General features: G+C 68.2%; 10 protein-coding genes. 7 read left to right on the forward strand and 3 right to left on the reverse strand.

Annotated features, from left to right (window positions below; translation table 11 throughout):
* Window positions 1–57: 57 nt before the first annotated feature.
* Entirely contained in the window at window positions 58–1,467 is a 1,410-nt protein-coding gene (locus tag HV783_RS22680) for an undecaprenyl-phosphate glucose phosphotransferase (RefSeq protein ID WP_175166634.1), read from the reverse strand.
* 249 nt (window positions 1,468–1,716) lie between these two features.
* Here HV783_RS22680 and HV783_RS22685 point away from each other — a divergent pair, with 249 nt between their 5' ends.
* The 7 genes from HV783_RS22685 to HV783_RS22715 all read left to right on the forward strand — a co-directional run bounded on the left by HV783_RS22685 (window position 1,717) and on the right by HV783_RS22715 (window position 11,352).
* A complete protein-coding gene (locus tag HV783_RS22685) occupies window positions 1,717–2,853 on the forward strand; it encodes a polysaccharide biosynthesis/export family protein (protein ID WP_054503051.1) in 1,137 nt (378 codons plus the stop codon).
* A 14-nt stretch (window positions 2,854–2,867) separates the two neighbouring features.
* Window positions 2,868–5,129, forward strand: a complete 2,262-nt coding sequence (locus tag HV783_RS22690) for a GNVR domain-containing protein (RefSeq protein ID WP_054503050.1) — start codon at window positions 2,868–2,870, stop codon at window positions 5,127–5,129.
* Between the two features lie 18 nt (window positions 5,130–5,147).
* Window positions 5,148–6,551 carry a phosphomannomutase/phosphoglucomutase gene (locus HV783_RS22695; RefSeq protein ID WP_175143240.1) on the forward strand — a complete coding sequence of 468 codons (1,404 nt, stop codon included), beginning with the start codon at window positions 5,148–5,150 and terminating at the stop codon, window positions 6,549–6,551.
* 13 nt (window positions 6,552–6,564) lie between these two features.
* A complete protein-coding gene (gene pgi, locus HV783_RS22700) occupies window positions 6,565–8,238 on the forward strand; it encodes a glucose-6-phosphate isomerase (protein ID WP_144654724.1) in 1,674 nt (557 codons plus the stop codon).
* A gap of 13 nt (window positions 8,239–8,251) precedes the next feature.
* Window positions 8,252–9,304, forward strand: a complete 1,053-nt coding sequence (gene galE, locus HV783_RS22705) for a UDP-glucose 4-epimerase GalE (RefSeq protein WP_175189903.1) — start codon at window positions 8,252–8,254, stop codon at window positions 9,302–9,304.
* A gap of 181 nt (window positions 9,305–9,485) precedes the next feature.
* On the forward strand, window positions 9,486–10,433 hold the full coding sequence (gene epsC / locus HV783_RS22710; protein WP_054445629.1) for a serine O-acetyltransferase EpsC: 948 nt from the start codon (window positions 9,486–9,488) through the stop codon (window positions 10,431–10,433).
* 91 nt (window positions 10,434–10,524) lie between these two features.
* The gene (locus tag HV783_RS22715; protein WP_064524271.1) at window positions 10,525–11,352 is read left to right on the forward strand and encodes an NAD-dependent protein deacetylase; all 828 of its coding nucleotides are present in this window, start codon (window positions 10,525–10,527) and stop codon (window positions 11,350–11,352) included.
* A gap of 192 nt (window positions 11,353–11,544) precedes the next feature.
* On the opposite strand, the gene HV783_RS22720 is transcribed toward HV783_RS22715, so the two are convergent.
* Window positions 11,545–12,399, reverse strand: a complete 855-nt coding sequence (locus HV783_RS22720) for an inositol monophosphatase family protein (protein WP_064524273.1) — start codon at window positions 12,397–12,399, stop codon at window positions 11,545–11,547.
* A gap of 196 nt (window positions 12,400–12,595) precedes the next feature.
* Window positions 12,596–14,068, reverse strand: coding sequence for an NAD-dependent succinate-semialdehyde dehydrogenase (locus tag HV783_RS22725; protein WP_054503045.1), 1,473 nt, complete (start codon window positions 14,066–14,068; stop codon window positions 12,596–12,598).
* Window positions 14,069–14,101 lie beyond the last annotated feature (33 nt).

Consider the following 14,101-nt stretch of genomic DNA (forward strand, 5'->3'; position numbering starts at 1 on the left):
GCCGGGCCGGGCGAGAAACGCACGCGCGCCGGGACGATCAGGGGCCAGCCGAGCGGTTCAGTAGACATTTCGGCCCGTCCATCCGGAGACCGCCGTGCGGGCGATGATCATCAGGTCCATCCGGAACGTCCAGTGCTGGATGTAATAGATGTCGTGCTCGATGCGGTCGCTCATCTTGCGCAGCGTGTCGGTCTGGCCGCGCAGGCCGTTGACCTGGGCCCAGCCGGTGATGCCCGGCTTGACGCGGTGGCGCATCATGTAGCGCTGTACCAGGTCCTTGTAGAGTTCGTTGTGCTCCAGCGCGTGCGGACGCGGGCCGACCACGGACATGTCGCCGCGCAGCACGTTCAGGAACTGCGGCAGTTCATCCAGGCTGGTGCGGCGCAGGAAGCCGCCAATGCGCGTGACGCGGGCGTCATTGCGGGTGGCCTGGGTGACCACGCCGTGCTCCTGGTGCACGGTCATGGTGCGGAACTTGTAGACGTGGAACACCTTGCCGTCCACGCCCAGGCGCGGCTGGGTGAACAGCACCGGCCCGCGCGAGGTCAGCTTCACCAGGCACGCCACCGTCAGCATCACCGGCGACAACCCCACCAGCGCGCACAGGGCGAAGGCGCGGTCGAAGGCTTCCTTGGCCAGGCCGCGCACGCCGGCGGCCGGCAGGCTGTTGAGCTGGATGGCGGGCAGGCCGAGGAACTCGCCGATGCGGTGTCCCAGCAACTGGATCGACATCACGTCGGGAATCCAGCGGATGTCCACCAGGTCGTTGCGCAGGTGGTAGAGCACCTCGCGCAATTCCTGGCCTGCCTCCATCGGCAGCACGATCCAGACTTCCCGCACATTGTGCTCGCGCACGAAGCCATGCAGCGCGTCCAGCTCGTGCAGGCGGCGCACCTGCGGCGGCAGGTTTTCGTGGGCTTCGGCATAGATGCCGGCGATCTCGTAGCCGGCCTCGCGGTAGCGTTCGACACGGCGCCACAGGTCGTGGCCGAGCGCGCCGAAGCCGACCAGCAGCACGCGCTTGCGGTCCAGGCCGCGGTCGCGCGCCGCGCCCAGGATGGTGTAGGCCGCCAGGCGCACGCCGGCCAGCGCCAGGGCGACGGAGCCGAACCAGGTCGCCGCCCACAAGCGCGATACCGCCGCGCTCTGATGCATGAGAAAACTGACCAGAATGCCCAGGGCGAACACCGTGGCCCAGGCCGCCAGGCTGCGCACCACCAGGTCGGTCAGGCGGCGGCCGCGCCAGGAGACATAGAGGCGGAAGGCCGGGAACAGCGCGATGACGCCCAGGCCGCACAGGTAGATCAGGAACAGGTGGATCTGCGGAGGATCCGCCATCGCCTCGTCCGAGAACTTCAGCTCGGTGACGGCGAGGCCGCAGATGATGACGATCGCGGCATCCAACAGCCGGTAGAGATAGCTGGATCGGTTCGACCTCGCCGACGTGTCCGTAAGGGACGGGTCCATCGCGTACTCCTTTGTTCGGGGAGTCGCCCTGCGGCCGCGCGGAAAAAAAAACGGTGCGCCGCCGCAAAGCATGTGGCTACCGTGGAAATCTTATTGAGTGCCCGGCGCACCCGAAACCTCCAAACGATGTAGGAGAAGGCTTAGGGCATCCGTCGAATGTGCGGGGCCTGGAAAAGGGAGTGGAATGTCGCAACCCGTTACGCATCGGGCTCCTTTCCAAGCAACGAAGTCATTCACAGTGGATTCGCCATGACGACATTTTTCGGAACGTTGAGCCGAGCCATCGCAGCCATTGCGCTCGTGTCCTCGCTGGGCGCCTGCGCCCTTTCTCCCGGCATGACCTTCAATGCCAAGCACCTGGTCGATCCGCTGGATCCGAACTCGGTGGCGCAGATCAAGGAGATCACGCCCTCGCTGGTGCTGGACGACAACCGCGCGCGGCAGGCGCTGCTGGACAACGACGGCATTTCGCGGCTGGTCGACAAGGCCGAGCCCTATCGCATCGGTCCCGGGGACATCCTCTCGATCGTGGTCTGGGATCACCCCGAGCTCGTCCTTCCGACGCAAACCTACGCCATCGGCACTGGGGTGACCGAACTAGCCTTCGGGGACACCGCATCGGGCATTCCGGGGTATACGGTCTCGTCCTCTGGATACATCCAATTTCCCTATACGGGATTGCTGAAAGTGGCGGGGTTGACTGAACTGCAGGCGCGCAATCTCATAGTCAACAGTTCCGGCAAATACATTCAGGACCCGCAAATCACGGTGCGCGTGCTGGGCTACCGCAGCAAGCGGGTCTACGTCGAAGGCGAGGTGAAGACGCCAGGCACGGTGGCGATCAACGACATTCCCATGACCTTGCTGGAGGCGATCAACCGCGCGGGCGGCGTATTGCCCACGGGCGACCGCAGCAGCGTGTACGTCATCCGCGAAGGCAAGAAGACCCGCGTGAATCTGCCCGCGCTGATCGACCGTGGCCAGGACCTGAACCAGGTCATGCTGAAGTCGGGCGACATCGTCCGGGTGACTCCGAGGGATGAGAGCAAGGTGTTCGTGACGGGCGAAGTGACTACGCCGGCCACGATCGTGATGCGCGACGGCAGATTGACGTTGAACGAGGCGCTGGGCGTGGCGGGAGGGCCCAACCAGTTGACCGCGGACTCGTCGCAGGTGTTCGTGGTGCGCAGCACCGAGCAGGCTACGCCGCTGGTGTTCCACCTGAATGCCGCCTCGCCGCAGGCCTATGCGGTGGCGGAGAAGTTCGAGTTGCAACCCAAGGACGTCGTCTTCGTCGATACGGCGGCGCTGGTGCGGTGGAACCGCTTCATCAGCAATCTGTTCCCGAGTGCACAGACGGTACAGACCGTGCATTCCATCAAGTAACCCTGGAGAGCTGCATGCCGTTGCCCATCGAATCGTTCGAGCCCTCCGTCCCGGCTCGCCAGCAGGAAACCCCGCTGTCCTCGCACGTGGACGCCATCTTCTCCAACCGTTGGCTGATCATCGCCATCACCCTGATCGCATTGCTGGGGGCCGTTGCCTACGTCATGGTGACCCCCTCGGTCTATTCGGCCGACATCATCGTCCAGGTGGAGGAGGAGCTGCCGCAAGGCCAGAGTCGCAGCCTCCTGGGCGACGTCTCGGCCATCTTCGACACCAAGGCCGAAACCTCCGGCGAAATGGAAGTGCTGCGTTCGCGCATGGTGGTGGGGCCGGCCGTCGACAAGTTCATGCTCTACATCCACGCCAAGCCGCGCTACTTCCCCGTGGTGGGCGAATGGCTGGCGCAGCGCCACGAAAGCCTGCCGTATCCATCCGGGCTACCCCGCGGCGGCTACGCCTGGGGCGGCGAGTCGATCTCGATCTCGCAATTGGACGTGCCGAACGAATGGCTGGGCAAGCCTTTTCGCATCACCAACCTGGGCGAGGGCGCCTACACCCTGAACGACAAGCTTACCGGCGCCACCTTCAACGGCACGGTCGGCAAGCCCGAGCACTTCCTGCTGCCTGGCGGCGGCGCGCTGGACGTGCACGTCGACGCGCTCAACGGCCGTCCCGGGACGGAGTACACGGTGTCGCGCACCTCGCGCCTGGCGGCGATCGAGGACGTGCAGTCGCGCCTGGGCATCTTCGAGCGCGGCCGCACCTCGGGCGTGATCGGGGTGACGCTGGAAGGCAACGATCCGGTGCTGACCACGGCGGTGCTGAACCAGATCGGCCAGGAATACGTGCAGCAGAACGTCAACCGCAAGTCGGCGCAGGCCGAGAAGTCGCTGGCCTTCCTCGACCAGCAGTTGCCGCAGCTCAAGCGCGAACTGGACGCGGCCGAGACCAAGTACAACTCGCTGCGCAACAAGCGCGGCACCATCGACCTGAGCGAAGAGGCCAAGCTGATCCTGGCGCAGTCGGTGGACGCCCAGACCAAGGTGATGGAACTGCGCGCCAAGCGCCAGGAGCTGATCACCCGGTTCGCGCCGACCCATCCGAGCATCGTCGCCATCGACCGCCAGATCGCCTCGCTGACGGGCGACGTCAACCGCATCGGCGACAACATCAAGCAGTTGCCGGACCTGGAGCAGGACGTGGTGCGGCTGGTGCGCGATGTGCGCGTCAACACCGAGCTGTACACGGGTCTGCTCAACAACGCCCAGCAATTGCGCCTGATCCGCGCCGGCAAGGTCGGCAACGTGCGCATCCTGGACGCCGCCGTGCAGCCGGACAAGCCGGTGCGGCCCAAGGCCGCCATCATCATCGCCGTCGTCACGGCCATCGGCCTGATCATCGGCGTGCTGTGCGCCTTCGTGCGCAACGCGCTGTTCGGCGGCCTGTCCGAGCCGGACGATGTCGAGCGCTACACCGGCCTGCCGGTGCTGGCGGCGATTCCGCACAGCGACCTGCAGGACAAGCTGTGGCGCCGCAGCCGCCGCAAGAACGCCACGGTGCCCGCGCTGCTGGCGCAGAGCCAGGGCAATGCGCCGCCGATCGAGAGCCTGCGATCCTTCCGCAACGTGTTGCAGGCCTCGCTGCGCCAGTCGGCCAACAATATGGTCATGTTCACGGGCCCGGTGGCGGGCGTCGGCAAATCGTTCCTGTCGGCCAATTTCGCCTTCATCCAGGGCGGGGTCGGCAAGCGCGTGCTGCTGATCGACGCCGATTTCCGCAAGGGCCAGCTCAATCGCTATTTCGGCGTGCCCAAGGAAGACGGCCTGTTCGAGGTGCTGTCGGGCACGCTGCCGCTCGAACGCGTGCGCAAGCACAGCGTCTCGGAGGGGGTGGATTTCATTTCCACCGGCGCGGTCAGCTTCGATCCCTCGGAACTGCTGGCCTCGCCGATCTTCGGCCAGACGCTGCGCGAACTGGCCAGCCAGTACGACATGGTCATCCTGGACACGGCGCCGGTGCTGTCCTCGCCCGACGCCGCCGTGGTCGGCACGCATGCCGCGGCGGTCATGGTGGTGGTGCGGTCGGGCATGAACACCGTGGGCGAGATCCGCGAAACCGCCAAGCGCCTGATCCAGGCCGGCGCGCCGGTCGACGGGGTGCTGTTCAACGGACTCAAACTGATGCCCGAGCGCTTCGGGTTCCGCTCCAAGTATGGCGGATACCGCTATTCGCGAGCCGCTTATTACGGTGATTTCAAGCAGAACGGCCCCAAGTAACCTCCGCGGAGAACTGGCATGCATGGAACGTTTGGCTGGGAAACCCCGCAGATCCTGGATGCGGTCTTCAAGGCGTATGACATACGCGGCACGGTGCCCGATGAAATCGACGCGCGCTTTGCCCACAGCCTGGGCATGGCGGCCGGCGTGCGGGCGCTGGAGCTGGGCGCGCGCGCCATGGTGGTGGGGCGCGACGGGCGCCTGAGCAGCGTGGAACTGGCGGCGGCGCTGCAGGCCGGGCTGCGTTCGGCCGGCCTGCATGTGATCGACATCGGCATGGCGACCACGCCGATGGTCTATTTCGCGGCCCGCCTGATGGACACCGGCGCCGGCATCGCCGTCACCGGCAGCCACAATCCGCCGTCCCACAACGGCTTCAAGATCGTGCTGGACGGCGCTTCGCTGTATGGCGACGGCATCACCGCGCTGCGCGACGCCATGCGCCTGCCGATCGAGTCGGCCAGCGTGGCCGGCGGCCGCACGCAGATGCAGATCCAGCCCTGCTACGCGGCGCGGCTGGTGGGCGATATCCGCCTGGCGCGGCCGATGAAAATCGCCATCGACTGCGGCAACGGCGTGGCCGGCGCGGTGGCGCCGGCGCTGTTCCGCGCCCTCGGCTGCGAGGTCACCGAGCTGTTCTGCGAGGTGGACGGGGCCTTCCCCGGCCATCACCCGGACCCGGCCGATCCGCAGAACCTGCAGGACCTGATCTATTGCCTGCGCTACTCCGACTGCGAAGTCGGGCTGGCGTTCGACGGCGATGGCGACCGGCTCGGCGTGGTCACCAAGTCGGGCCAGATCATCTGGCCCGACCGCCAACTGATCCTGTTCGCCCGCGATGTGCTGGCGCGCAACCCGGGCGCCGAGATCCTTTACGACGTCAAGTGCAGCCGCCACGTGGCGCGCGCCATCACCGAGGCCGGCGGCAAGGCCACCATGTGGAAGACGGGCCATTCGCTGATCAAGGCCAAGATGCGCGAGACCGGGGCGCTGCTGGCCGGCGAGATGAGCGGCCACATTTTTTTCAAGGAGCGTTGGTACGGCTTCGACGACGGCATCTACGCCGCCGCCCGACTGCTGGAGATCCTGTCCGGCGCGCCCAATCCGTCGGCGCTGCTCGAGAGCCTGCCGCAGTCCTGCGCCACCCCCGAAATCAAGCTGGAAACCACCCAGGGCGAGCAGTTCGAGCTGGTCGAGGCGCTGCGCGCCGGCGGCCAGTTTCCGGGCGCGCTTTCCATCAATGACCTGGATGGCGTGCGGGTCGACTACGCCGACGGCTTCGGCCTGGCGCGGCCGTCCAACACCACGCCCACGGTGGTGTTGCGCTTCGAAGGAGACTCCGTGGCCGCCCTGGCCCGCATCGAGGAGGACTTCCGCAACGCGTTCCGGCGCGTTGCCCCCCATATCCGTTTACCGTTCTAAGGAGCATCACGCGATGGGTAATGCGAATTTTGCGAGAGAGGCCGAGGCCGCGGCCGAGGCCGACAGCCTCGCCGCCAGCCTGGAATGGCGCGCTTTCGCGCAGGCGGCGCACGGCGCCGCGCTGGACGCGGGCGCATTGAAGGTGATCGAGGCGGCTGGCCTGTGCGTGGACCTGACCATGCAGCGGCAATCGCCCGCGCTGGACGCCGCCGCGCAGGCGCTGTTGCGCGCCCGCGGCCTGGACGAGGCGCGGCAGGCGCTGTTCTCCGGCGGCCCGGTCAACTGGACCGAGGGCAAGCCGGCCTGGCACACCGCGCTGCGCGCCGGCCGCACCCGCGAACAGCCTGAAGGCCAGGACCGGGACTCGGTCTGCGAGTATTCGCGCATGGCCGATTTCGTGCGGCACGTCGACCAGAACGCCGACTTCGCCACCGTGCTGCACATCGGCATCGGTGGCAGTGACTGGGGACCGCGCCTGGCGATCCAGGCCTTTGGCGGCCCGGGCCAGCGGCGCCAGATCCGTTTCGTCTCCAACATCGACGGCCACGCCTTCCATGACGCGGTGGCCGGGCTGGACCCGCGCCGCTGCCTGGTGGTGGTGTCGTCCAAATCCTTCACCACCGTCGAGACCCTGCACAACGCCCGCGCCGCCATTGCGTGGCTGCGGCAGGGCGGGGTGGCCGATCCCTCCGCGCACCTGGCGGCGGTCACCGCCAACGCGCCGGCCGCGCGCGCCCTGGGGGTGCCGGCAAGCCAGGTGTTTCGCATGTGCGACTGGGTCGGCGGACGCTATTCGGTCTGGTCGGTGGCCGGGCTGTCGATCGCGCTCACCGTCGGCGCCGACGTGCTGATCGGCATGCGCGCCGGCGCCGAGGCCATGGACCAGCATTTCCAGCAGGCGCCGCTGGGCGCCAACGCGCCGGTGCAACTGGCGCTGGCCGGCCTGGTCAACTGCAGCGTGCTGGGCCACGGCTCGCTCAACATCGCCGCCTACAGCGCGCGGCTGCTGCACCTGGTGACCTACCTGCAGCAACTCGAAATGGAGTCGCTGGGCAAGCGCGTCGGCGGCGACGGCGCCGCGGTGGACGTGCCGACCGCCCCGATCATCTGGGGCATGCCGGGCACCGACGGCCAGCACACCTTCTTCCAATGGCTGCACCAGAGCGCGCATGGCGCGCCGGTCGATTTCATCGCCAGCCTGCAGGGCCACCCGGACAGCCCCGACGCCCACCGCATGTTGCTGGCCAATTGCCTGGCGCAGCGCCAGGCGCTGTTGCGCGGCAAGGATCTGGAGCAGGCGCTGCTGGACGTGGCCCATGTCGAGGACCCCGAGCAGGCGCTGACGCTGGCGCATCACATGGTGCACCCGGGCGGGCGGCCGTCCACGCTGATCGTGCTGCGCCAGTTGGAGCCGCGCGCGCTGGGCGCATTGCTGGCGCTGTATGAACACAAAGTGTTCGTGCAGAGCGTGGTGTGGGGCGTCAATCCCTTCGACCAGTGGGGCGTGGAACTGGGCAAGCGGCTGGCCACCGGCATCGAGCGCGAGCTGGCGGTGCCGGTGTCGGCCGGCGTGGTCGACTGGGGCCACGACGCGTCCACCTCGTACTGGATCGACCGCTATCGCGGCCACGCCCAGGCGCCGCAACCGCGCCATGCCCGCCTGCCCGGCGTGGCGGCGCATCTTTGACCGGGAGCCGGGCATGAGCGAGATGCGCGTGCTGGTCACGGGCGGCGCCGGCTACATCGGCGCCCACACCCTGGTGGCGATGCTGGCCGCCGGCCAGCGGCCGCTGGTGCTGGACAACTTCAGCAACGGCAGCCCGGAGGCGGTGCGGCGGGTCGAGCGCCTGTGCGGCGCGTCGATCCCGCTGGTCGAGGGCGACATCCGCCAGACCGGGCTGGTGCAGGCGCTGCTGGCGCGCGAGGCGCGGCGCGGCGACCCGGTGCAGGCGGTGCTGCACCTGGCCGGCTGCAAGGCGGTCGGCGAATCGGTGGCCGACCCGCTCAAGTACTACGACAACAACGTGTCGGGCTCGGTGGCATTGCTGCGCGCCATGCGCGACGAGGGCGTGACGCGCCTGGTGTTCAGCTCGTCGGCCACCGTCTATGGCGAGCCGCGCTCGCTGCCGTTCACCGAGGCGCATCCGCTGGCGCCGGCCAATCCGTACGGCCGCAGCAAGCTGATGGTCGAGCAGATGCTGCGCGACCTGTGCGCGGCCGAGCCGGCGTTCGGCGCGGTGACGCTGCGCTACTTCAATCCGATCGGCGCGCATCCCAGCGGCCAGATCGGCGAGAGCCCGCGCGACGTGCCCAACAACCTGTTCCCGTACATCACGCAGGTGGCGGTGGGGCGGCAGCCGTTCCTGAACGTGTTCGGCGACGACTACGCCACCGCGGACGGCACCGGCGTGCGCGACTACCTGCATGTCATGGACCTGGCGCAGGGCCATGTGCAGGCGCTGGCCTACGCCACCGGCCACCCCGGTTTCGTGGCGGTCAATCTGGGCACCGGGCGCGGCACCAGCGTGCTGGAACTGGTGCATGCGTTCGAGCGCGTCAGTCAGCGCCGCATCCCGCTGCGCACCGGGCCGCGCCGTCCCGGCGATATCGAGCGGATGTGGGCCGACCCGGCATTGGCCGCCTCGCTGCTGGGCTGGCACAGCACGCGCGGGGTCGATGCCATGTGCGCCGACGGCTGGCGCTGGCAGCAGGGCAACCCGCGCGGTTACGAGACGGATCCGCCGGCGTCATAACCCCAACGGCGTGTCGGATGGGTTCCGCGAAGCGGGCCGAGCGGTTACAGTTGACGGAAATATTGCGAAGCAGCATCCGCGCGGCCCCGCCGTCGCGCGCGATGCACCGTCACCGAGGCACTGTCATGCTCGATTCCCTTCCGTCCGCCGGCCCGGCCGGCACCCAGCCGGGGCTGTTCCAATGAGCGGCCCGGCCTACCTTCCCACCGCCCACTGGAACCTGGACAGCATCGTCTCCGGCCTGCGCCAGGCGCGGGTGGCCTGGCGCGGCCCGCGCGGCCGCCTGCGCGAAGACGCCGGCCTGCGCGAGTTTCCGTCGCAGGAAGCCCTGCGCCAGATCATCAAGGACCTCTGTGGCGCCCTGTTCCCGATGCGGCTGGGGCCCATCGACCTGCGCGAGGAGGTCGAGGACTTCTACGTCGGCCACACCATCGGCGCGGCGCTGGACGCGCTGCTGCACCAGGTCAACCTGGAACTGCAATACGTCGGTCGCGACGATCCGGCGCTGCTGGCCGCTTCGCAGCAGCGCGCCATCGACATCGTGCGCCAGTTCGGCGCCGAGCTGCCGCGCGTGCGCGCCGCGCTCGACCTGGACGTGACCGCCGCCTACCAGGGCGACCCGGCCGCGCACAGCGTCGACGAAGTGCTGCTGTGCTATCCCGGCGTGGCCGCCATGATCCACCATCGCCTGGCCAACGTGCTGTACCGCCTGGGCGTGCCGATGCTGGCCCGCATCGTGGCCGAGATCGCCCACGCCGACACCGGCATCGACATCCATCCCGGCGCCACCATCGGCCGCAGCTTCTTCATCGACCACGGCACCGGCGTGGTGATCGGCGAGACCGCCATCATCGGCGACCGCGTGCGGCTCTACCAGATGGTCACGCTGGGCGCCAAGCGCTTCCCGCCGGGCGAGAACGGCGAACTCAAGAAAGGCCTGGCGCGCCACCCGCTGATCGAAGATGATGTGGTGATCTACGCGGGCGCCACCATCCTGGGGCGCGTCACCATCGGCAAGGGCTCGACCATCGGCGGCAACGTCTGGCTCACGCGCAGCGTGCCGCCGGGCAGCAACGTCACCCAGGCCAGCCTGGTCAGCGACATGCCGGATTGCGGCCTGGGCGGCTGAGACGGCGTCCGCGTTTCGGCTGGGCGGCCCTGGCGCCGCCCGCCTCTCGCCCGGGCGGCGCTGACGCCCGGGATTCGATACGGGAGCCTGGATGGACACACGTGTTTCGGATCTGGCCGCGCTGCGCGGCTTCGTCGACCGCCACCCGCGGCTGTTCGTGCTGACCGGGGCGGGCGTCAGCACCGATTCCGGCATCCCCGACTACCGCGACACCGACGGCGAATGGAAACGTTCCCCGCCCATGACGCTGCAGACTTTCATGGGCGGCGAATACGCGCGCGCCCGCTACTGGGCCCGCAGCATGGTGGGCTGGCGCCGCTTCGGCCAGGTGCAACCCAACGCCTCGCATCGCGCGCTGGCGCAATTGCAGCAGCGCGGCCGGCTGTCGGTCCTGGTGACGCAGAACGTCGACGGCCTGCACGAAGCCGCTGGCAGCCGCGACGTGGTCGACCTGCATGGCCGGCTCGACCAGGTGCGCTGCATGAACTGCGACTGGCGCGGCCGCCGCGATGCCTGGCAGGACACGCTGCACCAATACAACCCCGGCTGGATCGCCTTCGAGGCCGATGACGCGCCCGACGGCGACGCCGACCTGGAGGGCGTGGACTTCGCTTCGTTCCAGGTGCCGCCCTGTCCGGTCTGCGGCGGCATCGTCAAGCCCGATGTGGTGTTCTTCGGCGAGACCGTGCCGCGCGAGCGGGTCGACCGCGCCAATGCCGGCCTGATGGCGGCCGACGCGGTGCTGGTGGTGGGCTCGTCGCTGATGGTCTATTCGGGCTACCGCTTCGTCACGGCGGCCTCCCGCAACGGCATGCCGATAGCGGCCATCAACCTGGGCCGCACGCGGGCCGACAACCTGTTGACGCTCAAGATCGAGCTGCCCAGCGCGGTGGCGCTGGAGGCGCTGACGGCGGCATAAAAGCGGGACGGACAACGGCCGGTTTTTGACCGGTTTAACCAAGTGCCCGCCCTGTAAGGATTTTTTTGCGCCGTTACAGACCTTTCCAAAGGGTTGTCCACAGATACTGTGGATAATTCCTAGGGATTACCCCGATTTTGCGAGCATGTTAGGGCCATTTCCGACCGATCCATGGTGGTCTGGCCCCGGTATTCAGCCTTCGACGTCGGCAATGGCGTCGCCCAGCAGGGCCTTGCGCGCCGCGTGCCAGCTCCCTGCGTCCGGGGCGTAAAGCAGCCCGCCGCTGCGGTGGGTGGGCTTGTAGGGCGAGCCGTCGAAGCGCGCCGCGTAGCCGCCCGCCTCGCGGTGCAGCAGCCAGCCGGCCGCGTGGTCCCAGGCGGTCAACTGGTTGTACAGCGCGACGTGGCTGTGGCCGGCCGCCAGCATGCGGTATTCGTGGGCGGCGCAGCGCAGGCTGGCCGTGCTGCCCAGGCGCGACAGGTTGCCGTTGACGGTGGTGCGCAGCGGCTCGGGCAGGGCGCCGGTCGAGATCAGGCCGTCCATGTCCTCGGGCGGCGCGGGGCTGGCCACGGCCAGCGGCGCCTGCTTGCCGTTCTCGTACTCCATCCAGGCGCCTTCGCCACGCACGGCCAGCGCGCTGTCGCGGTTGACCGGGTCGTAGATCACGCCGGCGATCACGTCGCCGCGATGGCAGGCCGCGATCATCATGCCGAACAGCGGCAGGCCGGCGACGTAGTTGCGGGTGCCGTCGATCGGGTCGATCAGGAACGCCAGCTCGGCGTCTACCAGCATGTTCAGCAGGGCCGGGTTGCGGGTCGAGGCTTCCTCGCCGATCAGCACCGCGCCCGGATGCAGCCTGGCCAGGCGCGCGGCGATCAGGCGCTCGGCGGCTTCGTCGGCGTCGGTCACCAGGTCGCGCGGCGAACTCTTGTCGCGCACGCTGCCCTCGGGCAGGTTGCGAAAACGAGGCATGACCTCCGCCTGCGCGGCCTCGGCCAAAATGCCGGCCAGCTTGCGGGTGTCGTCACGGGTGAAAGTTCTGCTCATGGTCGCTCGTCCGGGGGAACGCGCAAATCTATCACGCCTGGGCGGCATTTGATCGCGATTTATAACCGCATGAACTAAAAGGGAATTTTCCACCTGTGCAGGAGTTATCTGCCAGGTTGTCCACAATTCCTGGGGATAAACGGGACCGGAGCCCCGTTTATCCCCCCGGGCGGGCGCCCGGCGGAGGGTGGTGCGCTCAGGCGCCCAGGTCGACGCAGAGGTACTTGATCTCGAGGTATTCCTCGATGCCGTACTTCGAGCCTTCGCGGCCCAGGCCGGACTGCTTGACGCCGCCGAAGGGGCCGACTTCGTTGGAGATCAGGCCGGTATTGATGCCGACGATGCCGTATTCCAGCGCCTCCGACACGCGCCAGATGCGGGCGTAGTCGCGGGTGAAGAAGTAGGCGGCCAGGCCGAAGATGGTGTCGTTGGCCATGCCGATGACTTCTTCCTCGGACTCGAAGCGGAACAGCGGTGCCACCGGGCCGAAGGTTTCCTCGGTCGCGAAGCGCATCGACTGGGTCACGTCGCGCACCACGGTCGGCTCGAAGAAGGTGCCGCCCAGCGCGTGCGGCTTGCCGCCGGCGATGACCTTGGCGCCGTGCGCGGTGGCGTCGGCGATGTGTTCCTGCACCTTCTCGATGGCGTTGGTATCGATCAGCGGACCTTGCGTCACGCCGTCCTCGAAGCCGTCGCCGACCTTCATGGCGTTGACCTTGGCCACCAGGCGCTTGGCGATTTCCTCGTACACGCCGGCCTGCACGTAGATGCGGTTGGCGCAGACGCAGGTCTGGCCGGCGTTGCGGTACTTCGAGGCCAGGATGCCGTCGACCGCGCGGTCCAGGTCGGCGTCGTCGAACACGATGAAGGGCGCGTTGCCGCCCAGTTCCAGCGACAGCTTCTTGATGGTGGGGGCGCATTGCTCCATCAGCGTGCGGCCGACTTCGGTCGAGCCGGTGAAGCTCAGCTTGCGCACCACCTCGCTTTCGCACAGCGCCGCGCCGATGTCGCGCGAGCTGCCGGTGATGACGTGGAACACGCCGGCCGGCACGCCGGCTTCCTCGGCCAGCACCGCCAGCGCCAGCGCGGTCAGCGGCGTCTGCTGGGCCGGCTTGACCACCATGGTGCAGCCGGCGGCCAGGGCCGGGCCGACCTTGCGGGTGATCATGGCGGCGGGGAAGTTCCACGGCGTGATGGCGGCGGTAACGCCGATCGGCTGCTTGAGCGCCAGCAGGCGCTGGCCGGCCTTGGGGCTTTGCAGCACGTCGCCGTCGATGCGCTTGGCTTCCTCGGCGAACCACTCCAGGAACGAGGCGGCGTAGGCGATTTCACCGGCGGCCTCGGTCACGGGCTTGCCCTGTTCCGAGGTCATGATGGCGGCCAGGTCCTGCTGGTTCTGCATCATCAACTGGGCCCACTTCAGCAGGATCGCGGCGCGTTCCTTGCCGGTCTTGGCGCTCCAGGCGGGCAGGGCGGCCTGGGCGCTGGCGATGGCCTGCTCGGTCTCCTTGCGGCCCAGCTTGGGCACCGACACGATGGTCTTGCCGGTGGAGGGGTTGTCCACGGGGATCGACGGGCCGTTGCCGGCGGATACCCACTTGCCGTCGATGTAGCAGGCGTCGCGCAGCAGTTCGGGGCGCGACAGGGGATGGGTCAAAGAAGAAGTCATTGCATTAGTCTCCTCAAAGGGAACGCGGCCGCC

Origin of the sequence: Achromobacter dolens, from assembly GCF_902859745.1 — a bacterium.
Classification (GTDB): Bacteria; Pseudomonadota; Gammaproteobacteria; order Burkholderiales; family Burkholderiaceae_B; genus Achromobacter; species Achromobacter dolens.

Excerpts from the sequence above, each read along its gene's own strand:
- HV783_RS22690 (WP_054503050.1), top strand. The coding sequence starts at position 2,868 with ATGCCGTTGCCCATCGAATCGTTCGAGCCCTCCGTCCCGGCTCGCCAG.
- pgi (WP_144654724.1), top strand. The coding sequence starts at position 6,565 with ATGGGTAATGCGAATTTTGCGAGAGAGGCCGAGGCCGCGGCCGAGGCC.
- HV783_RS22680 (WP_175166634.1), bottom strand. The coding sequence starts at position 1,467 with ATGGACCCGTCCCTTACGGACACGTCGGCGAGGTCGAACCGATCCAGC.
- galE (WP_175189903.1), top strand. The coding sequence starts at position 8,252 with ATGAGCGAGATGCGCGTGCTGGTCACGGGCGGCGCCGGCTACATCGGC.
- HV783_RS22695 (WP_175143240.1), top strand. The coding sequence starts at position 5,148 with ATGCATGGAACGTTTGGCTGGGAAACCCCGCAGATCCTGGATGCGGTC.
- HV783_RS22715 (WP_064524271.1), top strand. The coding sequence starts at position 10,525 with ATGGACACACGTGTTTCGGATCTGGCCGCGCTGCGCGGCTTCGTCGAC.
- HV783_RS22685 (WP_054503051.1), top strand. The coding sequence starts at position 1,717 with ATGACGACATTTTTCGGAACGTTGAGCCGAGCCATCGCAGCCATTGCG.
- HV783_RS22725 (WP_054503045.1), bottom strand. The coding sequence starts at position 14,068 with ATGACTTCTTCTTTGACCCATCCCCTGTCGCGCCCCGAACTGCTGCGC.
- HV783_RS22720 (WP_064524273.1), bottom strand. The coding sequence starts at position 12,399 with ATGAGCAGAACTTTCACCCGTGACGACACCCGCAAGCTGGCCGGCATT.
- epsC (WP_054445629.1), top strand. The coding sequence starts at position 9,486 with ATGAGCGGCCCGGCCTACCTTCCCACCGCCCACTGGAACCTGGACAGC.